Below are 24118 nucleotides of genomic sequence, written 5' to 3' on the forward strand. Positions count from 1 at the left end.
CCTGCGGTCACGCCTCGATGACGAGCGGGACGATCATCGGGCGACGACGGTAGCTCGTGTTGACCCAGCGGCCGACCGTGCGGCGCACGACCTGCGAGAGGGCGTGCGAGTCGCGCACGCCGTTCTGGGCGGCCTCCGCCAGCGCGGCGGCGACCTTCGGCTTCACCGTGTCGAACACGGCGTCGTCCTCCGCGAAGCCGCGGGCGTGGATCTCGGGACCGGTGACGATGCGACCGGTCGCGGCCTCGACCACGACGATGATGGAGATGAAGCCCTCCTCGCCGAGGATGCGGCGGTCCTTGAGGTCCGCGTCCGTGATCTCGCCGACGCTCGACCCGTCGACGTAGACGAAGCCGAGGTCGAGCTGGCCGACCACGCGGGCGAGGCCGTCGCGCAGGTCGACGACGGTGCCGTCCTCCGCGAGGATCGTGTTCCTCTCCGGCACGCCGGTGTCCATCGCGAGCTTCGCGTTGGCGACGAGGTGCCGGTACTCGCCGTGCACCGGCATCACGTTGCGCGGCTTGAGGATGTTGTAGCAGTAGAGCAGCTCGCCTGCGGCCGCGTGGCCCGAGACGTGCACCTTCGCGTTGCCCTTGTGCACCACGTTGGCGCCGAGCTTCGTGAGGCCGTCGATGACGCGGTAGACCGCGTTCTCGTTGCCCGGGATCAGGCTGGAGGCGAGGATGACGGTGTCGCCCGGGCCGACCTCGATCTGGTGGTCCATGTTCGCCATGCGGGCGAGGACGGCCATCGGCTCGCCCTGCGAACCCGTCGACATGTAGACGATCTTGTCGTCCGGGAGGTCGGACGCCTTCTTGTAGTCGATCAGCACACCCTCCGGCACCTTGAGGTAGCCGAGCTCGGCGGCGATGGTCATGTTGCGCACCATCGAGCGGCCGAGGAGCGCGACCCGGCGGCCGTTCGCGTGGGCGGCGTCGAGCACCTGCTGCACACGGTGCACGTGGCTGGAGAAGCTCGCCACGATCACGCGGCGCGGGGCGCGGGCGATGACGTTGTCGAGCACCGGGCCGATCGAGCGCTCGAGCGGGGTGAAGCCGGGGACGTCCGCGTTGGTGGAGTCGGCCATGAAGAGGTCGACGCCCTGCTCGCCGAGACGGGCGAACGCGCGCAGGTCGGTGATGCGGTCGTCGAGCGGCAGCTGGTCCATCTTGAAGTCGCCGGTGTGCAGCACGACGCCGGCGGGGGTCTTGATGGCGACCGCGAGCGCGTCCGGGATGGAGTGGTTGACGGCCACGAACTCCAGGTCGAACGGGCCGAGCTGCTCGTGCTGACCCTCCTTGACCGAGAGCGTGTACGGCTGGATGCGGTGCTCCTTGAGCTTCGCCTCCACCAGCGCCAGGGTCAGGCCGGAGCCGATCAGCGGGATGTCGGCCCGCAGCTTGAGCAGGTACGGGACGGCGCCGATGTGGTCCTCGTGGCCGTGCGTGAGCACGACGCCGAGCACGTCGTCGAGGCGGTCGCGGACCGGGGCGAAGTCCGGCAGGATCAGGTCGACGCCGGGCTGGTTCTCCTCCGGGAAGAGCACGCCGCAGTCGACGATGAGGAGCTTGCCCTCGTACTCGAAGACGGTCATGTTGCGGCCGATCTCGCCGAGACCGCCCGTCGGGATGATGCGGAGCGTTCCGGGTTCGAGTGCGGGCGGTGCGGTGACGAGGTTGGGCATATGCCCTCCTAAAGGTGTTGCGAATGAGTCGGGGGCGCGTCGCGCCCGGGCCGTTTGGTGACGGCGGCCCCTACCGCGTTGTCCCGGCGATCCTGGGGAGCGCTCCACCGGCGGCCGCGTTGCGGTCCGGCCGGAAGTTGGAGAAGTCCACACCGGGGATGTCCTTGACGAGGTCGAGCTCGTCCTCGATCTGCGCAGCCTCCCACTCCTCCGGGCCGACGAGCGGCAGCCGGACGCGAGGGCTGGAGATGCGGCCGAGGCCGTGGAGGATGTACTTGGCGGCGACGGTGCCGGGGACGTGGGTCATGACGGCGCGCACCAGCGGTTCGAGCTTCTTGTGCGCCGCGGTGGCCGTGGCGAGGTCGCCGGCGTTCACGGCGTCGACGATCTGGCGGTACGGCGTCGGGGCGATGTTCGCCGTGACGCCGATCAGGCCGCTGGCGCCGATCGCGAGGTGCGGGAGCACGTTCGCGTCGTCGCCCGAGAAGTAGAGCAGGTCGGTCTGGTTGAGCACGCGGCTGACCTCGCTGAAGTCGCCCTTCGCGTCCTTGATCGCGAGCACGTTCGGGTGCTTGGCGATGCGCAGGATCGTCTCGTACTTGATCGGGACGCCCGTGCGGCCCGGGATGTCGTAGAGGATGACGGGCAGATCCGTGGAGTCCGCGATCATCCGGAAGTGGGTCAGGATGCCGGCCTGCGTCGGCTTGTTGTAGTACGGGGTGACGACCATGACGCCGTCGGCCCCCGCCTTCTCGCTCTGCTGGTAGAGCTGGATGGCGTGGGCAGTCTCGTTCGAGCCGCCGCCGGTGATGATCTTGGCGCGGCCGGCCGAGACGGACTTGCCGACCTCGACGAGCCGCAGCTTCTCCGGGTCGGTGAGGGTGGAGGTCTCGCCCGTGGTCCCGGTGACGACGATGCCGTCGGCCCCCGCCGTGATCACGTCGTCGATGTGCTTCTCCGCGCCGGCCCAGTCGACTTCGCCATCGGCGGTGAACGGGGTGACCAGGGCGACGAGGACCTGGCCGAACGGGTTCGCAGAGGAAGACATGGACCCAGGTTATCGGGTCGCGCCCGGGCGGCGCCTCCCCGGGCGACCCGTCATCTTCCGACACAAACCGCGCGGGCCGGGCGCGCCCGCGCGTAGGGTCGGCGCACCATGAACGGCATCGCGGCGCTCGGCGTCCTGCTCGCACTGGTGGCCGCGGCCACCGCCGCAGGACTGGTCTGGCGCGCGACCACCGGCCGCGCCCGCGCCGCACGCCGGGCGGAGACCGTCCGCGCCGAGGAGGTCGGCGCCGCCGCGTTCGGCGAGCGCGCGACACTCCTGCAGTTCACGACGGAGTTCTGCGCCCTCTGCCCCGCCACGGCGCGCGTCCTCGGTGCGGCCGCCCGCTCGGAGCAGGGTGTCACGCACGTGGAGGTCGACCTCACGCAGCGCCCCGACCTCGCGCACCGCTTCTCCGTGCTCCAGACCCCCACCACCCTCGTGCTCGACGGCGCCGGATCCGTCCGCGCCCGCATCGGCGGCGCCGCCCGGCCCGCCGACGTGCGCACCACCCTCGACCGCATCCTCGGGAGCGACCATGTCTCAGCCTGACCGTCCCGCCGGCATCGACCCGCGCTCGCCGCGATTCGGCGCGGGCATCACCGCCGTGCTCCTCCTCGTCGACGTCTTCCTGGCGCTCGTGGGTGCGACGACCGCGGCCGCGCTCCTCCTGCTGGCCATCGCGCTGCTGTTCGCGTGGGGCGCGTTCGCGGGCATCCGCCGCCACCCGTACGGCGTGCTCTACCGGCGCCTCGTGCAGCCGCGCCTCGCGCCGCCCACCGAGCGCGAGGACCCGGCGCCGCCGACCTTCGCGCAAGGCGTCGGCCTCGTCGTGACCGGCCTCGGACTGCTCCTGCACGTCCTCGGCGTGCCGTTCGTGCTCCCCATCGCCGCCGGTCTGGCCTTCGTCGCGGCGTTCCTCAACGCGGTCTTCGGGTACTGCCTGGGCTGCCAGATCTACCTGCTGCTGGTGCGGGCCGGCCTGGTCCGCCGCCACGCGGCGGTGGGCGGCCCGGCGGTCTGACGGGCCAAACCGGGAATCCCCCGGACGCCCGCGAGCACGGTTCCGCCCGCCAGTAGTCTGGACGGACCCGCCGTGCCCGCGGCGACCGAACAGGAGTACTCATGCCCGTCACCAGCGAATCCACCACCGTCTGGACCGGAGACCTCACGTCCGGCTCCGGGAACGTCAGCCTCGACTCCTCCGGCGCCGCGAGCCTCCCCGTCACCTGGAAGGCCCGTTCGCAGGGCGGCGGCGACGTGACGACGCCCGAGGAGTTGCTCGGCGCGGCGCACGCGGCCTGCTTCTCGATGGCGTTCTCCAACATCCTCGCGGGCTTCGGCTCCGCTCCCGGGAGCATCCGCACCACCGCCGCCGTCACCTTCGACCCGGCCGAGGGCATCACCGGCAGCCACCTCACCGTCGAGGCAAGCGTGCCCGGCCTCTCCGACGAGGACTTCCAGCGCCTCGCCGACGAGGCGAAGCGGACCTGCCCGGTCTCGCGCGCTCTGGTCGGCATCCCGATCACCATCGACGCCGCGCTGGTCTGAGCGATGCGGGTGCTCGTCGCCGGGGCGTCCGGCATGATCGGCACCGAGCTCACCCGTCAGCTCGCCGAGGCGGGGCACGAGGTGCGCCGGCTCGTCCGCCGGCGTCCGCAGTCCGCGGATGAGTTCCACTGGTCGCCGTCCACCCGGATGATCGACGTCAACGTGATGGAGGCGGCCGACGCGGTCGTCAACCTCTCGGGCGCGTCGCTCAACCACTTCCCGTGGACCGGCGCGACCAAGCGCCGCATCCTCTCCTCGCGACTGGAGGCGACCGGGACCCTCACCGACGCGATGCGCCAGGCGTCGCGCTCCCCCGCGGTCTTCCTCAGCGGCTCGGCGGTCGGCTACTACGGCGACCGGCCCGGCCAGAAGCTGACCGAGGATTCGGCGAAGGGCACCGGCTTCCTCTCCGACGTCGTCGAGGCGTGGGAGACGGCGGCGCGGCTCGCCCCGGAGAAGACGCGCGTCGTGCTGCTACGCACCGGTCTCGTCATCGGCCGCGGCGGCGCGATGAAGCCGCTGCTACCGGTCGCGCGCCTCGGCCTCGCGGGCCCGATCGCGGGCGGCGGGATGCACTGGCCGTGGGTGAGCCTGCACGACGAGGCCGCGGCGATCGTGCACCTGCTCACGTCCGCGGTCGAGGGCCCGGTCAACATCGCCGGCCCGACCCCGGCGACGGCGGGCGGGGTGCTCCGCGCGCTCGCGGCCGCGGTTCACCGGCCGTACGGCCTCCCGGTGCCCGAGAAGGCGGTCACCCTCGCGCTGCAGGAGGCCGGCCGCGAGCTGCTGCTCGCCAGCCAGAAGGTCCTGCCGACCCGGCTGCTGGACGACGGCTTCGTCTTCCGCGACTCGACGGTGCGCGACGCGATGGAGCGCCTCGTGGCGGCGAAGTCGGCCTGACCCGGGAGCAGCGCCCCGCTCAGGACCGGGCGGCGCGCGCCTCGGAGCGGTAGAGCCGGATGGACCGGCGGAGCGCCTCCCGCGCGCGCCTCCGGTCGCCGGACGCGTCGTACGCGAGCCCGAGGCGGAACCACGCCCGCCAGCTCTCCGGTGCGGCCTCGACCTCGGCCTTGTACGTCGGGAACTCGGCGTCGGCCGCATCCCGCAGCGGCCGGCCGCTCGCCCGGTGCGGCAGATCCTCCACGGGGAGGCCGCCCTCCGCGTCGAGGATGCGGACGAGCTTCTCAGTCTGCGCGCCGAACAGCAGCTCGCGGCCGATCGCCCAGGCGGCGATGATCGGCAGCAGGACGAGCGCGACGCCCATGGCCACCCCGACGGGTTCGCCGGTGGCGATGAGCATGATCGAGCGCTGGAAGACCAGCACCAGATAGACCAGCAGGATGATCGCCATGACGATGGCGGCGATGCGGTTCTTCACGGGCGCCTCAGCGTTCGCGCACGGTGGGCCGCGGAGGCTCGCCGTCCGGGCCGGAGATGCCGAGGTCCACGAGCGCGTCGAGCCCGACGGTCACGCCGGTCGCGGTCGCGGCCGCGCGCAGGGCGAGCAGGATCCCCGTCTCGTACGCCTGCGGGCCGATGGTGTCGTGCCGGATGGTGAGGGTCTCCCCCGCGCCGCCGAAGATCACCTGCTGCTCGGCGACGACACCGCGCATCCGGAGGCTGTGGATGGGGACGCTCGCCACCTGCTGACCGCGGGCGCGCTGGTCGGTGTGCGGCGCCTCCACCGGGCCCCGGCCCGCGCGGGCGGCGCCGATCAACTCGGCGGTGCGCACCGCGGTCCCCGACGGGGAGTCGATCTTGGTCGCCCCGTGCGTCTCGATGATCTCGATCGAGTCGAAGAAGCGGGCGGCGACGGTCGCGAACGCGGTGCCGAGTGCGGAGCCGAGCGAGAAGTTCGGGATGACGACCGCGCCGCCGCCCTCGTGCGCGGCGACACGGCGCTCGAGGTCGAGGATGCGGTCGGCCGACCAGCCGGAGGTGCCGATCAGCACCTTCAGGCCGTTGTCGACCGCGAAGGCGACGATGCCGGGGCTCACCTGCGGCAGCGTCATGTCGACGAGCACGTCCGCACCGAGCATCTCGTCGAGCGACGACGAGGAGCCCAGGGTCGCGACGAGCTCGAGGTCGTCGGCCTGCTCGATGAGCCGGACGGCCACGCTTCCCAGTTTTCCGCTCGCCCCCGCGACGGCCACGCGAATAGTCACCCGCCCAGCCTACCCGGGCCCGCGCACCCTCCTTCGCGTCGCGCCGGGGCCGTGCGGGCACGCGGGGCTACTCTGGGGCGATGGTGTCTTTCGCAGATGTCGCCGTCACCGACGCGACCGCCCACCGGATGCTCGCGGACTACTTCGCCGAGCGCGCGTCGACGTTCCCCGCGACGCAGGGCGCCTACCGCACCACCTTCCCCGACCCGGGCCAGTTCGTCGCGCCGGCGGGCGTCTTCCTGCTCGCCTACGACGAGGACGGGGAGGCGGGCTGCGGCGGCGTCCGCGAGCTGCGCCTCCGCCCGGGCGACGCCGAAGAGGGCGACGGGGTGGTCCGCTATGAGATCAAGCACCTGTGGGTGTCGCCGACGCACCGGGGACGCGGCCTCGGCCGCGCCATCCTGTCGGAGCTGGAGCACCGCGCCCGCGGCTTCGGCGCCACCGAGGTCGTGCTCGACACGAACGCCAGCCTGGAGGCCGCCGGTTCGCTCTACCGCTCGCACGGCTACGAGGACATCCAGCCCTACAACGACAACCCGAACGCGACGGACTGGTTCCGCAAGGCGCTGACCGACTGACCGGCTGCGCGCAGCCTCCGGGTCGCCGGTCGCCGGTCGCCGCTCGGCCGCTCAGACCGGCTGCAGCTCCGGGAGGCCGGTGCGCAGCTCGACCGGCAGGTGCCCCAGGTCGTTGTGCACCACGAGCACGGGCGGCTTCGCCGAGCGCACGCGGATGATCGTGAGGCCGCAATTCGCCTGGTTGAGGCCGAGCCACCGCCACGCGGGCGCGTCGAAGACGTGGCGCACGAACCAGCCGATGACGAAGTTGTGGGTGACCAGCAGGTCGTGGCGGTCGCCCAGCGCCGGGGTGAGGAACTCCCCCACGGCGTCGTCCATCTGCGCGCGCCCGGCCTCGATCTCGGCCTCGGTCACCGAGCCGAAGAACGACTCGAACGCCTTCGGCATGTCGGGCGTGGGGCCCGACGGGATGCAGTCGAACAGCAGGCTCGACGGCTCCGGCTCCAGGGCGGGCATCCGCTCGGCCATGATCGACGCCGTCTGCGCCGCGCGCACGAGCGGCGAGTGGTACATGGCGGTGAAGGGGATGCCGCTCAGCCGCTCGGCGATGAGCTGCGCCTGCCGCTTGCCCCGCGGGGAGAGCGGGCCGTCGGGGAGGCCGTGCTCGGCATCCTGTTGCTCGCCGTGGCGCACGAGGTAGAGGTAGTGGGGCACCGGTGGACCTTTCGGAAGTGACTGTCGGAGGCGGGGGTCAGGAGGCGAGGCCGGCGAACACGTCGTCGGTCACGCTCCCCACCGCGGAGACGGAGATCGGGCGGTCGGCCAGATCCCGTGCGAGGTCGCGCACATCGTCGGCGGTGACGAGGTGCAGTCGACGGAGGCTTTCGTCGAGGTCGGCGAACTCGCCGAGGGTGATCTCGGCGCGGCCGAGGCGGGACATCCGGGTGTCGGAGTCCTCGAGGGCGAGCGCGGCGCCGCCGGACAGCTGACCGACCGCGCGCCGGAGCTCGTCGGGCGTGATCCCGCCGTCGGCGAGGCGGTGCAGCTCGTCGAGCATGAGGTCGGCGACCTGACGGGCCTTGGCGGGCGCGCAGCCCGCGTACAGCCCGAAGACGCCGGCGTCGGAGTAGGACCCCGAGAACGAATAGACCGCGTAGGCGAGCCCGCGGCGCTCCCGGATCTCCTGGAAGAGCCGGCTCGACATCCCGCCGCCCAGCACCGAGTTCAGGACGCTCATGGCGGTGCGGCGCGGGTCGGTCGCGACGATGCCCGGGAGGCCGATCAGGAGGTTGGCCTGCTCGGTCGGGCGCTCGACGGTGACGAGGGCGGCGCCGCGCTCGATCGTCGCGGCCGTGGCGGACCGGCGCGCGACCGGCGTGGCGGTGACCTCGGGATCCCAGCCGGCGGCCGCGAGGGCGCGGACCACGCCCTCGACGAGCAGGTCGTGGTCGACGGCGCCCGCGGCGGTGATCACGAGGTCCTGCGGGCGGTAGTTGGCGCGGTAGTGCTCCCAGACCGCGTCGCGGGAGGCGGCGCGGATCGTGTCCGGACGGCCTCCGATCGGGCGACCGAGCGAGTGGTCGCCGAGCACGGCGGAGAACAGGCGCTCGTTGGCGACGTCGGCCGGGTCGTCCTCGGCCATCGACAGCTCCTCGAGGATGACCCCGCGCTCGTTCTCGAACTCGACCGGGTCGAGCAGGGAGGAGGTGAGCATGTCACCGATGACCTCCACGGCCATCGCGAGGTCGCGGTCCTGCACCTTGGCGTAGTAGCAGGTGTACTCCTTGGCCGTCATCGCATTGTGCTCGCCGCCGACCGAGTCGAAGGAGATCGCGATGTCGAGCGCGGTGCGCTCGCGCGTGCCCTTGAAGAGCAGGTGCTCGAGGAAGTGCGTCGAGCCGAGGCTCCCCGGCTCGTCGGTCTCGTCGCGGGAGCCGACGGCGACCCAGTACCCGAGAGTGGCGCTGCGGGCGCCCGGGACCTGCTCGCTGAGCACGCGGATGCCGCTGGGGAGGACGGTGCGGCGGACCAGCGCATCGCCGGATGCGGCGAAGGAGAGGTCGGCCAGACCGAGCGGGAGGTCGACTGCGCTGTTCATCCCCACCACCCTACGCCAGTGCCTTCGGAATCCCTGGGACTCTTCAATGAGGACAAACAGACTGGTCTGTCTACCTATATACTGGACTCACCACCCGGACCGGTCGCACCCCCCTGGACCCCGTCCCGACCGGTCCGGTGGTTTCCATCCCCCGAGGGGGCGGCCTACCGCCTCCCGTGACAGAAGGAGTCGCGCCCGATGGTGGTTAGCGCCCGAGCGACGATCCGGCCTCCAGCGCCGTCGAAGATCAAGATCCTCGCGACAGCGGATGAGCTGTTCTACCAGGAGGGCATCCACACCGTCGGCGTGGACCGCATCATCGCGGGCGCCCGGGTGACGAAGGCGACCTTCTACAAGCACTTCCGATCCAAGGACCTCCTCATCATCGCGTATGTCGAAGGCCGCGACCGCCAGGTGCGCGAGTGGTTCACCACCCGCGAGCAGGCGGGCGACGACCCCCGCGCCATCGCGCGCGCCCTCGTCGACTCGATCAACGAGGAGGCGATCCGCCCCGGATTCCGCGGGGACCCCTTCATCAACGCCGCCGCGCAGTTCGCCGACGAGAACCACCCCGTGCGCGTCGCCGTGACGGCGCACCGCGACTGGTACGCGAAGCGGATCGAGCAGCTCTTCCGCGACCTCGGCCACCCGCGGCCCGGCGACGCGGCCGACGACCTCATCCTCGCCCGCGACGGCGCCCTCGCCGGCGGCTACGTGGGCGACCCGATCGCCGCGGGCGCCGCCCTGCACCGCTCCCTCGACCGCATCCTCGCCGAGAAGTAGGCCCCGCCGGCCGACGCGGCCTCGACGCCGTCGTTCCGGTCTTCCCGCGCGCCACGCCGCTCCATTCTCCGGAACTCCGGCCTGCGGCCCGGAGGGAGCCCGGATCACCGGAATTCCGGAGGGTCGCGTCGCGGGGGTCAGCGCGCGGTCCTGGCCACGACATTCGTCACGAATGTCGCGAATGGGGGCGGCTTTCGCGACATTCGTGACGAATGTGCGCGAGCGTGAGCGGGCTACTCGGAGACGCGGTCCAGGTCGAGCATCTGGGCGCGGGTGAGGCGGATGCCGGCGGCGGCCATGAGGGCGTTGACCTGGTCGGGGCGGCTGGCGCTCGCCACGGGTGCGGCGACGCTGCGCTTGGCCAGGAGCCACGCGATCGCGATGCTCGCGGGCTCGACGCCGTGCTCGGTCGCGATGCGGTCGACCACGGCGAGCACGCGCTGGCCGCGGCGGTTGACGTACGCGGAGGCGCGCACGCTCCTGGCGTCGGCGGTCAGGTCGCCCTTCGAGCGGTACTTGCCGGTCAGGAAACCGTTGGCGAGCGCGTAGTACGGCATGACGGACAGCCCCTGCGCGGCCGCGACGATGCGCAGCGCGCTCTCGAATTCGGACCGGTGCATCAGGTTGTACTGGGTCTGGATGGCGACGAACTTGGGCAGCCCGGACGACGCCAGGATGCGCGCCTCGATCAGGCGGTCGGCGCTGAAGTTGGACGCGGCGAGGTAGCGCACCTTGCCGGACTCGATCAGCCACTCGGCGGTCGCGAGGCTGTCCTCCAGGGGCACGTCGGGGTCGTCGTCGTGGAAGTAGAGCAGGTCGATGCGGTCGGTCTGCAGACGCTCGAGCGACGCCTCGACGGCGCGCACGATGCTGACCGAGCCGAGGCCCGGGTTCTCGTGGTGCCGGCCGACCTTGGTGGCGACGGTGACGTGGTCGCGGTTGCCGCGCTCGCGCATCCACTTGCCGATGAGGACCTCGCTGCGGCCGCCGACGTAGCTGTCGGCGGTGTCGACGAAGTCGCCGCCGAGTGCGGCGAAGCGGTCGAGGATGTCGAGCGACGTGTCGCCGTCGGCCGTCCAGCCGAAGACGCTCGCGCCGAGCGACAGCGGGTAGACGGTGAGGTCGCTCTCGCCGATGCGGCGCGGGGCGATGATCGAGAGGGGCCCGGTGCGCTCCAGGGCGGGGTCGAAGTCGAGCGGGCCGCCGGTGTCGGTCGACGGCTCCACGATGGGAGTCGCGACGGGGGCGGTGCGCAGACCGACCGTCTCGAGCAGGCGCAGGGGAAGCAATTGCGGCATCTCATCCCCCTGCACCCGATCCTGCCGCTGACCGGCCGGATCGTACTGTCGAATCGATTCGAGAATGATCTACTCCCGAACTCTATGTGAAGGCTACGTCAAACCCACGACACGCCGTCGGGGAAACGGGTGAACTGCGACAGAAACCTAGATCACGGTTTCATCACGGCTCGCCCGGACCGGCGGCCGCGGACGCCCGGCGGACGACCGCGCGGGCATGGGCCAGCACCGGCCCGTCGACCATGCCGCCGTCGAAGCGGAAGACCCCTCCCCCTGCCTCCTCGGCCGCGGCGAGCAGCTCGCGCGCCCTGGCCGCCTCCTCGGGCGTCGGACGGTAGGCCGCCCGGACGGTCTCGACCTGCCCGGGATGGATGCACGCCGTCGCCGCGAATCCCACCGCGACGGCGTCCTCCGCCTCCGCGCGCAGGCCGTCCAGATCCGCGATGTCGAGGTGCACGGTGTCCACGGCGTGCACCCCCGCCGCGCCCGCCGCGAGCAGCACCGCGGAGCGGGCGTGCCGGGCGACGTCGCGATAGGTGCCGTCCGCGTGCCGGCTCGACGTGCCGCCCAGCGACGCGACCAGGTCCTCCGCGCCCCACATGAGCGCCAGCACGTTCCGGGCGCGCGCGAGCTCGGGCGCCGCCAGCACCCCGTCCGCGGTCTCACACAGGGCGATGACGGCCAAGCCGTCGAACGCCGCGAGGTCGGCGGGGCGCTCCGCCTTGGGGAGCATCACCGCCCGGTAGGGCGTCAGCTCCAGCGCGGCGAGATCGGCGTCGTGGTCACTGCTTCCCGCCGGGTTGACCCGGACGATCACCCGGGCGGGATCGAGGCGCGACGCGGCCAGCGCCTCCCGTGCCGCCGGACGCCGCGCGGGGTCGACGGCGTCTTCGAGATCCAGGATGACGGCGTCCGCCCGGTCGAGCGCCTTGGCGTAGCGATCGGGCCGGTCCGCCGGGCAGAACAGCAGGGCGGGTCCCCACGGGAAGGCGCGGCCGGTCACGTCGTCGACCGCTCGTGCGCCTCCCGGCACCACACCATGACCTGCCGCGTCGCGGTCGCGACGACGACGCCGTCCTGGTTGCGGCCGGTGTGCTCCAGCGTGACGATCCCCTGCCCGGGGCGGGAGGCGGAGAGCCGCTTGGCGGTGACGACCGTCTCGGCGTACAGCGTGTCGCCGTGGTGCATCGGGTGCGGGAACGCGACCTGCTCGAAGCCGAGGTTGGCGACGATCGTGCCCTGCGTGAGTTGCGCCACCGACGAGCCGACCAGGGTGGAGAGGGTCAGCATCGAGTTGACGAGCCTCTCGCCGAACGGCTGGCAAGCCGACCATGCGGCGTCGAGGTGCAACGCCTGCGTGTTCATGGTCAGGGTCGTGAACAGGACGTTGTCGGCCTCGGTGAGCGTGCGCCCCGGCCGGTGCAGGTAGCGCGTCTCGAGCTCCAGCTCGTCGTAGTAGAGCCCGCGCTGCTCCACCTCCTTCACGGCGCCGCCTCCAGCTCGACCGCGAGCGGCGCGCCGGTGGCGGCGACGACCTCGTCGACGGTGACGCCCGGCGCCAGCTCGCGCAGCACCAGCCCGTCCGGCGTGACGTCGATGACGGCGAGGTCGGTGATGATGCGGTCGACGCAGCCGGAACCGGTCAGCGGGAGGGTGCACTCCCGGAGGATCTTCGGGCGGCCTTCGCGGTCCACGTGCTCCATCATCACGATGAGCCGTTTGGCGCCGAACACGAGGTCCATCGCACCGCCCATCCCCTTGACCATCTTGCCGGGGATCATCCAGTTGGCGAGGTCGCCGGTCTCGGAGACCTCCATCGCGCCGAGCACCGCCACGTCGACGTGCCCGCCGCGCACCATCCCGAACGACAGCGCCGAGTCGAAGTAGGCGGCGCCGCGCTCGACGGTGACCGTCTCCTTGCCGGCGTTGATCAGGTCCGGATCCACGTCGGCGTCCGCCGGATACGGCCCGACGCCGAGCACCCCGTTCTCGGAGTGCAGGATGACCTCCACCCCGTCGGGGATGTAGTTCGGGATGAGCGTCGGCATGCCGATCCCGAGGTTGACGTACTGGCCGTTGCGCAGCTCGCGCGCCACGCGGGCGGCGAGCTCGGTGCGGGTGAGGCTCATGACCGGCTCCCTTCGGCGACGGTGCGCCGCTCGATCCGCTTCTCGACGCCGGGCGCGTGGACGACCCGCTGGACGAAGATGCCCGGGCAGTGGACCGCGCCGGGATCGATCTCCCCCGGCTCCACCAGCTCCTCCACCTCGGCGATGGTGATGCGCCCGGCCATGGCGGCGAGCGGGTTGAAGTTCATCGCCGCGGCGTGGAACACGAGGTTGCCGTGCCGGTCGCCTTTCGCCGCGTGCACGAGGGCGAAAGCGGGGCGGAGCGACTCCTCCAGCACGTAGTCGGCGCCGTCGAAGGTGCGCACCTCCTTCGGCTCGGAGGCGACCGCGACCGAGCCGTCCGGCGCGTACCGGCGGGGCAGGCCGCCCTGCGCGATCTGGGTGCCGACGCCGGCCGGGGTGTAGAAGGCGGGGATGCCCGCCCCGCCCGCGCGCAGCTTCTCGGCGAGCGTGCCCTGCGGGGTGAGCTCGACCTCCAGCTCGCCCGAGAGGAACTGCCGGGCGAACTCCTTGTTCTCCCCCACGTAGGAGCTGATCATCTTGCGGATACGTCGCTCGGCGAGCAGCAGCCCGAGGCCCCAGTCGTCGACGCCGCAGTTGTTGCTGACCACCTCGAGGTCGGTCGTGCCGGCCTCCATCAGCGCTCCGATCAGGGCGCTCGGGATGCCGCACAGGCCGAAACCGCCGACCGCCAGGCTCGCGCCGTCGCCCACGTCCGCGACGGCCTCCGCCGCCGTGGCCACCGTCTTGTCGATCACGGGATGCCTCCCTCTCTCACCGTCGAGCCTCTGTCATTGTCGCGCACCGCGGCCCGGCTCAGGCGGTGAAGCCGAGAGCCCGGGAGATGACCATGAGCTGGACCTCCGAGGTGCCTTCGCCGATCTCCAGGATCTTCGAGTCGCGGTAGTGGCGGGCGACCGGGTTCTCGTTGAGGAACCCGTAGCCGCCGAAGATCTGCGTGGCGTCGCGGGCGTTGTCCATCGCGGCCTCGCTGGCGGTGAGCTTGGCGATGGAGGCCTCCATCTTGAACGGCTTGCCGGCCATCAGCTTGAAGCAGGCGTCGTAGTAGGCGAGCCGGGCGGTGTGCACCCGGGCCTGCATCCGCGCGAGCTTGAAGGCGATGTGCTGGTTGGAGCCGATCGGACGGCCGAAGACGTTGCGGGTCTTGGCGTAGGCGAGCGCCTCCTCCAGGCAGCCCTGCGCGGCGCCCGTGCAGAGCGCGGCGAAGGCGACGCGCCCCTCGTCGAGGGTGGCGACGAAGTTCGCGTAGCCGCGGCCGCGCTCCCCCAGCAGGTTCTCCTCGGGCACGTGGACGTCAGTGAGCGTCAGCGGGTGGGTGTCGGAGGTGTGCCAGCCGACCTTGTCGTAGACGGGCTCGGCGACGAAGCCGGGGGTGCCGCTCGGCACGATGATGGCCGACAGCTCCTTCTTGATCGAGCCGTCGGCGCGGCGCTCCTCGCCGGTCACGGCGGTGATCGTGACGAGAGCGGTGATCTCGGAGCCGGAGTTGGTGATGAACTGCTTGGTCCCGTCGATGACCCACTCGCCGTCACGGAGCACGGCGGTCGTCTTGGTGCCGGAGGCGTCCGACCCGGCGTCCGCCTCGGTCAGCCCGAACCCGGCGAGCGCCTCCCCCTTCGCGAGCATCGGCAGCCAGCGCTGCTTCTGCTCCTCGCTGCCGCTGCGGAAGATCGGCATGGCGCCGAGGCCGACGCCGGCCTCCAGGGTGACGCCGATCGACTGGTCGACGCGCCCCAGCTGCTCGACCGCGAGGCACAGCGAGAGGTAGTCCTTGCCCTGGCCGCCGTACTCGACGGGGAACGGCAGCCCGAACAGCCCCATCCGGCCCATCTCGGCGATGATGCCGTACGGGAGGCTGCGCTTGGTGTCGTACTCGTACGCGGCGGGCGCGACGACGGTGTCGGCGAACTCCCGCACCTCGTCCCGCAGGGCGCGCTGCTCGGCGGTGAGCTCGAAGCCGGCGACGTCGCTGTCGGCGGCGGGGGCGGTCCGCCCGGTCATCTGCATGGTCATGGGGTTCCTGTCTCTCGTGGTGACTGTCCATGGGGTTCCGCGTCGTCGGGCGATGGTGTCGCGTCGACGCGGGCGACGAGCTGATCGAGCCGCACGAGGTCGCCGGTGGCGACCTGCACGCGGACGACGCCCGAGATCGGGGCGAGGAGGCGGTGCTCCATCTTCATGGCCTCCACGACGGCCACGGTGTCTCCCGCCGCCACCGCGTCCCCGTCGGCGACCGGCACGGCCACGACGGTCCCCGGCATGGGCGAGCGCAGCTCGGGATGCGCGGCCGCGTCGCCGCGCTCGACCGCGGCGAGCGCCTCGGCCAGCCGCTCCTCCCGCGTGCGCAGCCGCAGGCCGCGGGTGCGTCCGCCGCTCGCGAGCCAGAGGGTGGGGCCGTCCAGCGCGATGTCGTATCCGGCCGTGATGCCGTCGAGGGTGAGGAGGGCGTGGTCCGGCTCGCCGTCGCGGCCGGGGTGCACCGTGAGCTCGGTGGTGTGCTCCGCGTCGCCGAGCAGCACGCGAGCGCCGTCGTCGGCGACCGCGACGGTCGTCCCGTCCACGTCGTACGACACCGGGCGGGGGCTCGCCATCCGCCAGCCCGAGGGCGCGGACCACAGCGCACCGGCGCCGTGCGGGGCGACGGCCTCCCGGGCACGATGAGCGAGCAGCGCCGCCAGCACGACCTCCGAGACCGACGACGCCGCGGGTTCGCGCTCGGAGTGCCGGCGGTCGATGAGCGTGGTGTCCATCGTCCCGTCCACGACCTCCGGGTCGGCGAGCAGGTCGCGCAGCCAGCCCACGTTGTTCGTCGCGCCCAGGATGCTGGTGCGCGCGAGGGCGGCGTCGAGCCGGGCCAGAGCGGAGGGACGGTCCTCGCCCCAGGCGATCACCTTCGACAGCATCGGGTCGTACTCGGTGACGACCTCCAGCCCGGCCGCGAGCCCGCTGTCGACGCGGACGCCCTCCCCGGTCGGCTCCCGGAGCGCGAGGACGCGACCGCCTCCGGGGAGGAAGCCCCGGTCTGGGTCCTCGGCATAGACGCGGGCCTCGACGGCGTGCCCGTCCAGGCGCACGTCCCGCTGCGCGAAGCCGAGCGGCTCCCCCGCGGCGATGCGCAGCTGCCACTCCACCAGGTCGAGGCCGGTGACCAGCTCGGTGACGGGATGCTCGACCTGCAGCCGGGTGTTCATCTCCATGAAGAAGAACTCGTCCGGCGCCTCCGCCGAGACGAGGAACTCCACGGTGCCGGCGCCGACGTAGTCCACGCTCTCGGCCACGCGGCACGCGGCGGCACCGATCCGCGCCCGGGTCTCGCCGTCGAGCAGGGCGGAGGGGGCCTCCTCGATCACCTTCTGGTGGCGGCGCTGGAGCGAGCACTCGCGCTCGCCGAGGTGCACGACCGTGCCGTGCGTGTCGGCCAGCACCTGCACCTCGATGTGGCGGGGCGCGTCGACGAGGCGCTCCAGGAAGAGGGTGTCGTCGCCGAAAGCGGAGGCGGCGACCCGTCGGGCGGTGCGCAGCGCCTCCGGCAGGTCGGCCGCGTCGCGCACGGCCTGCATCCCCTTGCCGCCGCCGCCCGCGGACGGCTTGACCAGCACCGGGAAGCCGATCCGCCGGGCGGCGGCGATCAGGGCGCCGTCGTCGAGCTCGGGTTCCGCGATACCCGGGATGGTCGGCACGCCGTGCGACTCCACCTCGCGCTTCGCGGCGATCTTGTCGCCCATGACCTCCAACGCGTGGACGCCCGGGCCGACGAAGACGACGCCGGCGGCCGCGCAGGCCTGGGCGAGCTCGGCGTTCTCGGAGAGGAACCCGTAGCCAGGATGCACGGCTCCCGCACCGGTCGCGGTGGCGGCGGCGACGATCGCGTCGACGTCGAGATAGCTCTCGCGGGCGGGCGCCGGGCCCAGCCGCACGGCGACGTCGGCGAGCGCGACGTGCGGGGCGTTCCGGTCGGCGTCGCTGTAGACGGCGACGGAGCGGATCCCGAGGCGGCGCAGGGTGCGGATGATGCGGCAGGCGATCTCGCCGCGGTTGGCGACGAGCACGGAGTCGAACGGGAGGGTCACGGCGATCACATCCGGAAGAGCCCGAAGGCGGTGTCGGGCAGCGGGCTGCGGGAGCAGACGTCGAGCGCGAGGCCCAGGACGGTGCGGGTCTCGGCGGGGTCGATCACGCCGTCGTCCCACAGGCGGGCGGTCGAGTAGTAGGGGTCGCCCTGCTCCTCGTAACGCTCGGCGATGGGAGCACGGAAGGCGGCCTCGTCCTCGGCGCTCCACTCCTCGCCGTTGCCCTCGAGCTGATCGCGCTTCACGGTCGCGAGCACGCTCGCGGCCTGCGCTCCCCCCATCACGGAGATGCGCGCGGCCGGCCACATCCACAGGAAGCGGGGCGAGTACGCGCGACCGCACATCGAGTAGTTGCCGGCGCCGAACGAGCCGCCGATCACCACGGTGAGCTTGGGCACGCGCGCCGTCGCGACGGCGGTGACCATCTTCGCGCCGTTCTTGGCGATGCCGCCGGCCTCGTAGTCGCGGCCGACCATGAAGCCGGAGATGTTCTGCAGGAACAGCAGCGGGATGCCGCGCTGGTCGCACAGCTCAATGAAGTGGGCACCTTTCAGCGCCGACTCGCTGAAGAGCACGCCGTTGTTGGCGACGATGCCCACCGGGTGGCCGTGGATGCGGGCGAAGCCGGTGACGAGCGTCGTGCCGTACTCGGGCTTGAACTCGTGCAGTCCCCCGGCGTCCACGATCCGGTCGATCACCTCGTGCACGTCGTACGGCGCTTGCACGTCCACGGGCACGACGTCGTAGAGGCCGGCCGGATCGGCGGCGGGCTCCAGCGCGGGCACGACCTCCCAGGCGGGCGCGGCGGGCTGCGGCAGGGTGGCGACGATGTCCCGCACGATCGCGAGCGCGTGCTCGTCGTTCTCGGCGAGGTGGTCGACGACGCCGGAGGTGCGGGCGTGGAGGTCGCCCCCGCCCAGCTCCTCGGCCGTCACGATCTCGCCGATCGCCGCCTTCACCAGCGGAGGCCCGCCGAGGAAGATCGTGCCCTGGTTGCGCACGATCACGGTCTCGTCGCTCATCGCCGGGACGTACGCGCCGCCCGCCGTGCACGACCCGAGCACCGCGGCGATCTGCGCGATCTTCGCCGCCGAGAGCCGGGCCTGGTTGTAGAAGATGCGGCCGAAGTGGTCGCGGTCGGGGAACACGTCGTCCTGCATCGGCAGGAATGCTCCGCCCGAGTCGACGAGGTAAATACACGGCAGGTGGTTCTCGAGCGCGATCTCCTGCGCGCGCAGGTGCTTCTTGACCGTCATCGGGTAGTAGGTGCCGCCCTTGACCGTGGCGTCGTTGCACACGACCATCACGTGCCGGCCGTGGACCAGGCCGATGCCGGCGATCACACCGGCGGCCGGGCTCTCGTCGCCGTACATCCCGGTCGCCGCCAGCGGCGCGATCTCGAGGAACGGGCTGCCCTCGTCGAGCAGGGTGTCGATGCGGTCGCGCGGGAGCAGCTTGCCGCGGGCGAGATGGCGCTCGCGGGAGCGCTCCGGACCTCCCGCCGCCGCGACGGCGAGACGCTCGCGCAGCTCGGCGACCAGCTCGCGCTGGGTGGTGGTGGCGGGCATCGTGCTCCCTGTCGTCGTCGACATTCGGTTAGTGTTCGCTAACCCAGTTTTAGGTTAGTGTTCATTAACCCAAATGTCCACCCTCTCGGGAGACCGCATGACCGATCTCGACGCCCCCGGCCGGCCCACCCAGCGCAGCCGCGCCAAGGCCGACCGCCGCGCGGCCCTGCTCGACGCCGCCGCCGGGCTGTTCGCCGAGCGCGGCTACAACGGGGTCTCGATCGAAGACCTCGGATCGGCGGTCGGCGTGAGCGGCCCCGCCGTGTACCGGCACTTCCCCTCCAAGCAGGCGGTGCTCGCCGCCCTGTTGGTCGACGTGAGCCAGGGGCTCCTCGACGGCGGCACGACCGTGCAGGAGGAGAGCGGGGATGCGGCCGGCGCCCTCCGCGCCCTGATCGCCTTCCACGTCGACTTCGCGCTCGGCGCGCCCGACACCATCCGCGTGCAGGACCGCGATCTCGACGCCCTCCCCGGCGACGACCGGCGCGAGGTCCGCCGCCTCCAGCGCCGCTACGTCGACCTGTGGACCCGCGTGCTCGGCGAGCTCCACCCCTCCCTCGCCCCGGACGAGCTGCGCGTGCGCGTGCAGGCGACCTTCGGTCTCATCAACTCCACCCCGCACTCCGCGCGCGTCGGCTCGGCGCACGCCGACGAGGCCGCCGTGCGCCCGGTCCTGGAGCGGATGGCGTGGGCGGCGCTCACGGCCCGCTGACCCGCTGCCGCCACGTCACCGGCGTGCGTTAGGGTCCAAGGAAGGCACCGAGCACGAGGAGGGACGTGGGCGACGACACCCCCAGACTGCGACGGCACCATCGGGTCCTGCGCGCCGTGGGCGGCATCCTGGCCGTGCTCCTGGTCGTGGCGGCGATCGCCGGCGGCGTCGGCTTCTGGACCGTGACGCGCTCGTTCCCGCAGACCTCCGGATCGCTCGACGTGCCCGGCCTCCAGAAGCCCGTGACCGTCTACCGCGACGGCGCCGGCATCCCGCAGATCGTCGCCTCCACCGCGGACGACCTCTTCCGCGCGCAAGGATTCGTGCACGCCCAGGACCGCTTCTGGGAGATGGACTTCCGCCGGCACGTCACCGCGGGCCGGCTCTCGGAGATGTTCGGCGCGAGCCAGGTGCCGACCGACATCTTCATCCGCACCCTCGGCTGGCGCCGCGTCGCCGAGCAGGAGGTGAAGCTCCTCGACCCGACGGCGCTCCGCTACTACCAGGACTACGCCGACGGGGTGAACGCGTACCTGGCCGCGCACTCCGGGGCCGAGCTGAGCGTCGAGTACGCCGTGCTCGGCCTGCAGAACCCCGGCTACAAGCCGGAGAAGTGGACCCCGGCGGACTCCATCGCCTGGCTCAAGGCGATGGCGTGGGACCTCCGCTCCAATCTGGAGGAGGAGGTGGACCGCGGGCTGCTGGCCGCCTCCCTCACCCCGCAGCAGATCGCCGACCTCCACCCGGGCTACGACTACGCAGCGCACCCGACCATCACCGCGGAGGGCGGCGGGGACCCGGCACGGACGACACCCGACACCCCGAGCACCGCCTCCGCGGCGGATGCCGGGGCCGCCGCGTCGAACGGGACGGACGCGCAGGCGCTCGCCGCCGCACCGCCCGCGGACTACCGCGCGCAGCTGGAGCAGGTGTCGGCCAGCCTTGAGTCCCTCCCCCGCCTGATGGGTCCGGCCGGCAGCGACATCGGCTCCAACTCCTGGGTCGTCTCCGGCGCCCTCACCGCCACCGGCAAGCCGCTGCTCGCCAACGACCCGCACCTCGGCGCGTCCATGCCGTCGGTCTGGTACCAGGTCGGGCTGCACTGCGCGACCGTGAACGCGGAGTGCCCGTTCGACGTCAGCGGCTTCGGGTTCTCCGGGTTCCCCGGCGTCGTCATCGGGCACAACGACCGCGTCTCCTGGGGGTTCACCAACCTCGGCCCCGACGTCGCGGACCTCTACGTCGAGAAGGTCACCGGCGACACCTACGAGTACGACGGCGCGCAGGTGCCGCTCGAGATCCGCCACGAGACGATCAGGGTTGCGGGCGGCAAGGATGTCGACCTCACCATCCGCTCCACCCGTCACGGTCCGCTCATCACCGATCTCAGCGACGACTACGCGGCGATCGCGAAGGACCAGGCCGGCAAGCTCGGGGTGCCCGCGCAGGAGTACCAGCTCTCGCTGGAGTGGACCGCGCTCACGCCCGGCCCCACCGCGGGCGCCATCTTCGCCTTCGACACCGCCACCGACTGGGCGAGCTTCCGCGCCGCGGCCGCGGACTTCCAGGTGCCGTCGCAGAACCTCGTCTACGCCGACGTGGACGGTCACATCGGCTACCAGGCGCCGGGCTCCGTCCCGATCCGGGCCGCCGGGGACGGGACCGTGCCCGTTCCGGGCTGGACGAGCCAGTACGGCTGGGTGGGCACCGTTCCGTACGACCAGCTCCCGTCGGTGCTCGACCCGCCCAGCGGGTACATCGTCACCGCCAACAACGCCGCGGTCGGCCCCGACTACCCCGTCATGATCACCCGCGACTGGGAGTACGGCTACCGCGCCAACCAGATCGCCGTGCGAGTGCAGGCGCTCGTCGCCGCCGGCGCGAAGATCACCGCCGCGCAGATGGCCGCCATCCAGGGCGACACCTACGATGCGAACGCGGCAACGCTCGTCCCGCTGCTGCGGACCGTCGGCGAGGCCGCAGAGCCGGGCTCCGGGGCCGCGCGCGGTGCCGCGCTGCTCGCCGGCTGGGACTTCCACGACGACGCCGACAGCGCCGCCGCCGCCTACTTCAACGTGTTCTGGAAGAACCTCCTGCACGACGCCTTCGGCCGCAAGCTCCCCGCATCCGCCCCGCCTGCGGGAGGGGACCGCTGGTTCGCCGTGGTGCAGAATCTCGTCACCCAGCCCGACTCGGCCTGGTGGGCGGACTCCGACCTCGGGACCAGCGACCGCGACGGCATGATCGCCCGCGCCGCCGACCAGGCCTGGACCGAGGCGCGCTCACTGATGGGCGACGACCCCGCGCACTGGCGCTGGGACCGCATCCACACGCTCACCCTGACCAACGCCAGCCTCGGCAGCTCCGGGATCGCGCCCGTGGAGTGGCTGCTCAACCGCGGCCCCTACCCGGTCGGCGGCGGGTCCAGCGTCGTCGACGCCACCGGGTGGGATGCATCCGTCGGCTACGGAGCCGACCGCGTCCCGTCGATGCGCATGATCGTCGACCTGGCGGACTTCGACCGCAGCCGCTGGATCAACCTCGCCGGCTCCTCCGGCCACGCCTTCGACCCCCACTACGCCGACCAGACCGACCTCTGGGCCGTGAACAAGACCCTCCCCTGGCCCTTCAGCCGCACCGCCATCGCCGCGTCCGCCACGCAGACGCTCACGCTGCACCCGTCGTCGCGCTGAGCGCGACGCGGCGCGCGCGGCCGCTGAACGGTCACAACACGCCCTTCTCGCGCCGCGTGGCACACGCACGAGGGCGTGTCACGACGAGTGAGCCGCGCTCATCCACAGTGCGCGCGGGGAACGTGCGTGCGGGGCGACGCGCCGCATTCGCGGCGCCCTCCCGCACCGCTCACCCGCGAACGGCCGCAACACGCCCTTCTCGCGCCGCGCGGCACGCGCACGAGGGCGTGTCACGACGAGTGAGCCGCGCTCATCCACAGTGCGCGCCGAAGCCGGAGCGCGAGAGCGCTAGCCCGCGGGTCTCGCGGGAGCAGCAGCGCGAGAGCGCCATCCCACCGAGCGCGCGCGTACGCGCGCCCGCTCGCGCCCCGCCGGCGCTCAGCGGCTGGTCGGCCAGGAGCGCTCGGGGCTGCCCGTGTAGAGCTGCTGCGGGCGGCCGATCTTGGTGGCGGGGTCGAGGTTCATCTCGCGCCAGTGGGCGATCCAGCCCGGGAGGCGGCCGATCGCGAAGAGGACGGTGAACATCCGGGTCGGGAAGCCCATCGCCTTGTAGATCACGCCGGTGTAGAAGTCCACGTTGGGGTACAGCTTGCGGTCGATGAAGTACTGGTCGGCGAGGGCGACCTCCTCCAGCTCCTTGGCGATGTCGAGGAGCGGGTCGTGCACGCCGAGGGCGGCGAGCACCTCGTCCGCCGACTGCTTGACGAGCTTGGCGCGGGGGTCGAAGTTCTTGTAGACGCGGTGGCCGAAGCCCATGAGCTTGACGCCGGACTCCTTGTTCTTGACCCGCTCGACGAACTTCTGGACGCTCTCGCCCGAGTCGCGGATGCCGGCGAGCATGTCGAGCACGGCCTCGTTGGCGCCGCCGTGCAGCGGGCCGTAGAGGGCGTTGATGCCGGCCGAGACGGAGGCGAAGAGGTTGGCCTGCGTCGAGCCGACGAGGCGGACGGTCGAGGTGGAGGCGTTCTGCTCGTGGTCCTCGTGGAGCATGAGGAGGCGCTCGAGCGCACGCGACAGCACGGGGTTGACCTCGTACGGCTCGGCGAGGGTGCCGAAGTTGAGGCGCAGGAAGTTGTCGACGAAGCTCAGCGAGTTGTCCGGGTACAGGAAGGCCTGGCCGAGGCTCTTCTTGTGCGCGTACGCGGCGATGACCGGCAGCTTCGCGAGCAGGCGGATGGTCGAGAGCTCGACCTGCTCGGGGTCGGAGACGCTGAGCGAGTCCTGGTAGAAGGTCGACAGCGCGGAGACGGCGCTCGACAGCACCGACATGGGGTGCGCGTCGTGCGGGAGGGCGCTGAAGAAGCGGCGCAGGTCCTCGTGGAGGAGGGTGTGACGGCGGATGCGCTCGTCGAAGTCGGCCAGCTCGCTCGGCGTCGGCAGCTCGCCGTGGATGAGGAGCCACGCCGTCTCGAGGAAGGACGAGTTCTCGGCGATCTGCTCGATCGGGTAGCCGCGGTAGCGCAGGATGCCCTGGTCGCCGTCGATGTACGTGATCGCCGACCGGGTCGCCGCGGTGTTGACGAAGCCGTAGTCGAGGCTGGTCAGCCCGGTCTGCTTGGTGAGGCTGGAGAGGTCGATGCTCGACGCGCCGGACGTGCTCGGCAGGATGGGGAACTCGGCGACACCGCCCGGGTAGCGCAGTTCGGCGACGGCCGCCTCGCCATCGGTGGAGCCGACACGCTCCGCCGGTGCATTCTCGGTGCCGAGTCCAGTCACAACGCCTCCAGGTCTTGGGTACGGGCATAACCACGCGCGCCGATCGTGGCAGCGCTGCAATCATTCG

General features: G+C 72.1%; 23 protein-coding genes. 8 read left to right on the forward strand and 15 right to left on the reverse strand.

All coding sequences use genetic code 11. The features are described 5' to 3' along the window. Positions 1-7: 7 nt before the first annotated feature. Positions 8-1684 carry a ribonuclease J gene (locus tag BGO91_RS08810; RefSeq protein ID WP_290472390.1) on the reverse strand — a complete coding sequence of 559 codons (1677 nt, stop codon included), beginning with the start codon at positions 1682-1684 and terminating at the stop codon, positions 8-10. Between the two features lie 70 nt (positions 1685-1754). After that, positions 1755-2732, reverse strand: a complete 978-nt coding sequence (gene dapA, locus BGO91_RS08815) for a 4-hydroxy-tetrahydrodipicolinate synthase (protein ID WP_290472391.1) — start codon at positions 2730-2732, stop codon at positions 1755-1757. Positions 2733-2840: 108 nt separating this feature from the next. Here dapA and BGO91_RS08820 point away from each other — a divergent pair, with 108 nt between their 5' ends. The 4 genes from BGO91_RS08820 to BGO91_RS08835 all read left to right on the forward strand — a co-directional run bounded on the left by BGO91_RS08820 (position 2841) and on the right by BGO91_RS08835 (position 5180). Continuing rightward, entirely contained in the window at positions 2841-3281 is a 441-nt protein-coding gene (locus BGO91_RS08820; RefSeq protein ID WP_290472392.1) for a thioredoxin family protein, read from the forward strand. Then, complete coding sequence (locus tag BGO91_RS08825) at positions 3268-3753, forward strand: DUF4395 domain-containing protein (RefSeq protein WP_290472393.1); 486 nt, start codon at positions 3268-3270, stop codon at positions 3751-3753. Before BGO91_RS08820 ends, BGO91_RS08825 begins: the two co-directional genes overlap by 14 nt. Before the next feature lie 101 nt (positions 3754-3854). Further along, the gene (locus tag BGO91_RS08830; protein ID WP_021762486.1) at positions 3855-4280 is read left to right on the forward strand and encodes an OsmC family peroxiredoxin; all 426 of its coding nucleotides are present in this window, start codon (positions 3855-3857) and stop codon (positions 4278-4280) included. Positions 4281-4283: 3 nt separating this feature from the next. After that, complete coding sequence (locus BGO91_RS08835) at positions 4284-5180, forward strand: TIGR01777 family oxidoreductase (protein ID WP_290472394.1); 897 nt, start codon at positions 4284-4286, stop codon at positions 5178-5180. Between the two features lie 19 nt (positions 5181-5199). Here BGO91_RS08835 and BGO91_RS08840 read toward each other — a convergent pair whose 3' ends face one another. Together BGO91_RS08840 and dapB are read right to left on the reverse strand one after the other, a co-directional pair. Then, entirely contained in the window at positions 5200-5631 is a 432-nt protein-coding gene (locus BGO91_RS08840; protein ID WP_290472448.1) for a hypothetical protein, read from the reverse strand. 34 nt (positions 5632-5665) lie between these two features. Next, positions 5666-6445 (reverse strand): 4-hydroxy-tetrahydrodipicolinate reductase, encoded by a 780-nt coding sequence (gene dapB, locus BGO91_RS08845; protein ID WP_290472395.1) that lies wholly within the window; start codon positions 6443-6445, stop codon positions 5666-5668. An 80-nt stretch (positions 6446-6525) separates the two neighbouring features. On the opposite strand from dapB, the gene BGO91_RS08850 reads away from it, so the two are divergent. Beyond that, complete coding sequence (locus BGO91_RS08850; protein WP_290472396.1) at positions 6526-7023, forward strand: GNAT family N-acetyltransferase; 498 nt, start codon at positions 6526-6528, stop codon at positions 7021-7023. Positions 7024-7074: 51 nt separating this feature from the next. Here the strand turns inward: BGO91_RS08850 and BGO91_RS08855 are convergent, their stop codons facing one another. Together BGO91_RS08855 and BGO91_RS08860 are read right to left on the reverse strand one after the other, a co-directional pair. Further along, a complete protein-coding gene (locus BGO91_RS08855; protein WP_021757930.1) occupies positions 7075-7677 on the reverse strand; it encodes a histidine phosphatase family protein in 603 nt (200 codons plus the stop codon). 37 nt (positions 7678-7714) lie between these two features. Continuing rightward, on the reverse strand, positions 7715-9061 hold the full coding sequence (locus tag BGO91_RS08860) for a pitrilysin family protein (RefSeq protein ID WP_290472397.1): 1347 nt from the start codon (positions 9059-9061) through the stop codon (positions 7715-7717). 198 nt (positions 9062-9259) lie between these two features. On the opposite strand from BGO91_RS08860, the gene BGO91_RS08865 reads away from it, so the two are divergent. Continuing rightward, the gene (locus tag BGO91_RS08865; protein WP_290472398.1) at positions 9260-9844 is read left to right on the forward strand and encodes a TetR/AcrR family transcriptional regulator; all 585 of its coding nucleotides are present in this window, start codon (positions 9260-9262) and stop codon (positions 9842-9844) included. A 233-nt stretch (positions 9845-10077) separates the two neighbouring features. Here the strand turns inward: BGO91_RS08865 and BGO91_RS08870 are convergent, their stop codons facing one another. From BGO91_RS08870 to BGO91_RS08905, 8 genes are all read right to left on the reverse strand, one after another. Continuing rightward, a complete protein-coding gene (locus BGO91_RS08870; RefSeq protein ID WP_290472399.1) occupies positions 10078-11142 on the reverse strand; it encodes an aldo/keto reductase in 1065 nt (354 codons plus the stop codon). Between the two features lie 163 nt (positions 11143-11305). After that, the gene (locus BGO91_RS08875) at positions 11306-12145 is read right to left on the reverse strand and encodes a CoA ester lyase (RefSeq protein ID WP_290472400.1); all 840 of its coding nucleotides are present in this window, start codon (positions 12143-12145) and stop codon (positions 11306-11308) included. Then, positions 12142-12627, reverse strand: coding sequence for a MaoC family dehydratase (locus BGO91_RS08880; RefSeq protein ID WP_290472401.1), 486 nt, complete (start codon positions 12625-12627; stop codon positions 12142-12144). Before BGO91_RS08880 ends, BGO91_RS08875 begins: the two co-directional genes overlap by 4 nt. Then, on the reverse strand, positions 12624-13271 hold the full coding sequence (locus tag BGO91_RS08885; RefSeq protein WP_290472402.1) for a CoA transferase subunit B: 648 nt from the start codon (positions 13269-13271) through the stop codon (positions 12624-12626). Before BGO91_RS08885 ends, BGO91_RS08880 begins: the two co-directional genes overlap by 4 nt. Then, positions 13268-14029, reverse strand: a complete 762-nt coding sequence (locus BGO91_RS08890) for a CoA transferase subunit A (protein ID WP_290472403.1) — start codon at positions 14027-14029, stop codon at positions 13268-13270. The genes BGO91_RS08885 and BGO91_RS08890 overlap by 4 nt, the downstream gene beginning before the upstream one ends. A 58-nt stretch (positions 14030-14087) precedes the next feature. Continuing rightward, the gene (locus tag BGO91_RS08895; protein ID WP_290472404.1) at positions 14088-15305 is read right to left on the reverse strand and encodes an acyl-CoA dehydrogenase family protein; all 1218 of its coding nucleotides are present in this window, start codon (positions 15303-15305) and stop codon (positions 14088-14090) included. After that, positions 15302-17362: a biotin carboxylase N-terminal domain-containing protein gene (locus BGO91_RS08900; protein ID WP_290472405.1), complete on the reverse strand. Its 2061-nt coding sequence runs from the start codon at positions 17360-17362 to the stop codon at positions 15302-15304. Before BGO91_RS08900 ends, BGO91_RS08895 begins: the two co-directional genes overlap by 4 nt. Before the next feature lie 5 nt (positions 17363-17367). Beyond that, positions 17368-18954 carry a carboxyl transferase domain-containing protein gene (locus BGO91_RS08905; RefSeq protein WP_290472406.1) on the reverse strand — a complete coding sequence of 529 codons (1587 nt, stop codon included), beginning with the start codon at positions 18952-18954 and terminating at the stop codon, positions 17368-17370. A 73-nt stretch (positions 18955-19027) separates the two neighbouring features. Here BGO91_RS08905 and BGO91_RS08910 point away from each other — a divergent pair, with 73 nt between their 5' ends. Beyond that, the gene (locus BGO91_RS08910; RefSeq protein WP_290472407.1) at positions 19028-19642 is read left to right on the forward strand and encodes a TetR/AcrR family transcriptional regulator; all 615 of its coding nucleotides are present in this window, start codon (positions 19028-19030) and stop codon (positions 19640-19642) included. Positions 19643-19707: 65 nt separating this feature from the next. Beyond that, positions 19708-22335, forward strand: coding sequence for a penicillin acylase family protein (locus BGO91_RS08915; RefSeq protein ID WP_290472408.1), 2628 nt, complete (start codon positions 19708-19710; stop codon positions 22333-22335). Between the two features lie 378 nt (positions 22336-22713). Here the strand turns inward: BGO91_RS08915 and BGO91_RS08920 are convergent, their stop codons facing one another. Next, on the reverse strand, positions 22714-23976 hold the full coding sequence (locus BGO91_RS08920; RefSeq protein ID WP_290472449.1) for a citrate synthase: 1263 nt from the start codon (positions 23974-23976) through the stop codon (positions 22714-22716). Positions 23977-24118: the final 142 nt, after the last annotated feature.

It is taken from the genome of Leifsonia sp. 71-9, from assembly GCF_001898805.1.
Taxonomy (GTDB): domain Bacteria; phylum Actinomycetota; class Actinomycetes; order Actinomycetales; family Microbacteriaceae; genus Leifsonia.

Excerpts from the sequence above, each read along its gene's own strand:
- BGO91_RS08810 (WP_290472390.1), bottom strand. The coding sequence starts at position 1,684 with ATGCCCAACCTCGTCACCGCACCGCCCGCACTCGAACCCGGAACGCTC.
- dapA (WP_290472391.1), bottom strand. The coding sequence starts at position 2,732 with ATGTCTTCCTCTGCGAACCCGTTCGGCCAGGTCCTCGTCGCCCTGGTC.
- BGO91_RS08820 (WP_290472392.1), top strand. The coding sequence starts at position 2,841 with ATGAACGGCATCGCGGCGCTCGGCGTCCTGCTCGCACTGGTGGCCGCG.
- BGO91_RS08825 (WP_290472393.1), top strand. The coding sequence starts at position 3,268 with ATGTCTCAGCCTGACCGTCCCGCCGGCATCGACCCGCGCTCGCCGCGA.
- BGO91_RS08830 (WP_021762486.1), top strand. The coding sequence starts at position 3,855 with ATGCCCGTCACCAGCGAATCCACCACCGTCTGGACCGGAGACCTCACG.
- BGO91_RS08835 (WP_290472394.1), top strand. The coding sequence starts at position 4,284 with ATGCGGGTGCTCGTCGCCGGGGCGTCCGGCATGATCGGCACCGAGCTC.
- BGO91_RS08840 (WP_290472448.1), bottom strand. The coding sequence starts at position 5,631 with ATGGCGATCATCCTGCTGGTCTATCTGGTGCTGGTCTTCCAGCGCTCG.
- BGO91_RS08850 (WP_290472396.1), top strand. The coding sequence starts at position 6,526 with ATGGTGTCTTTCGCAGATGTCGCCGTCACCGACGCGACCGCCCACCGG.
- BGO91_RS08860 (WP_290472397.1), bottom strand. The coding sequence starts at position 9,061 with ATGAACAGCGCAGTCGACCTCCCGCTCGGTCTGGCCGACCTCTCCTTC.
- BGO91_RS08865 (WP_290472398.1), top strand. The coding sequence starts at position 9,260 with ATGGTGGTTAGCGCCCGAGCGACGATCCGGCCTCCAGCGCCGTCGAAG.
- BGO91_RS08870 (WP_290472399.1), bottom strand. The coding sequence starts at position 11,142 with ATGCCGCAATTGCTTCCCCTGCGCCTGCTCGAGACGGTCGGTCTGCGC.
- BGO91_RS08885 (WP_290472402.1), bottom strand. The coding sequence starts at position 13,271 with ATGAGCCTCACCCGCACCGAGCTCGCCGCCCGCGTGGCGCGCGAGCTG.
- BGO91_RS08895 (WP_290472404.1), bottom strand. The coding sequence starts at position 15,305 with ATGACCATGCAGATGACCGGGCGGACCGCCCCCGCCGCCGACAGCGAC.
- BGO91_RS08905 (WP_290472406.1), bottom strand. The coding sequence starts at position 18,954 with ATGTCGACGACGACAGGGAGCACGATGCCCGCCACCACCACCCAGCGC.
- BGO91_RS08910 (WP_290472407.1), top strand. The coding sequence starts at position 19,028 with ATGACCGATCTCGACGCCCCCGGCCGGCCCACCCAGCGCAGCCGCGCC.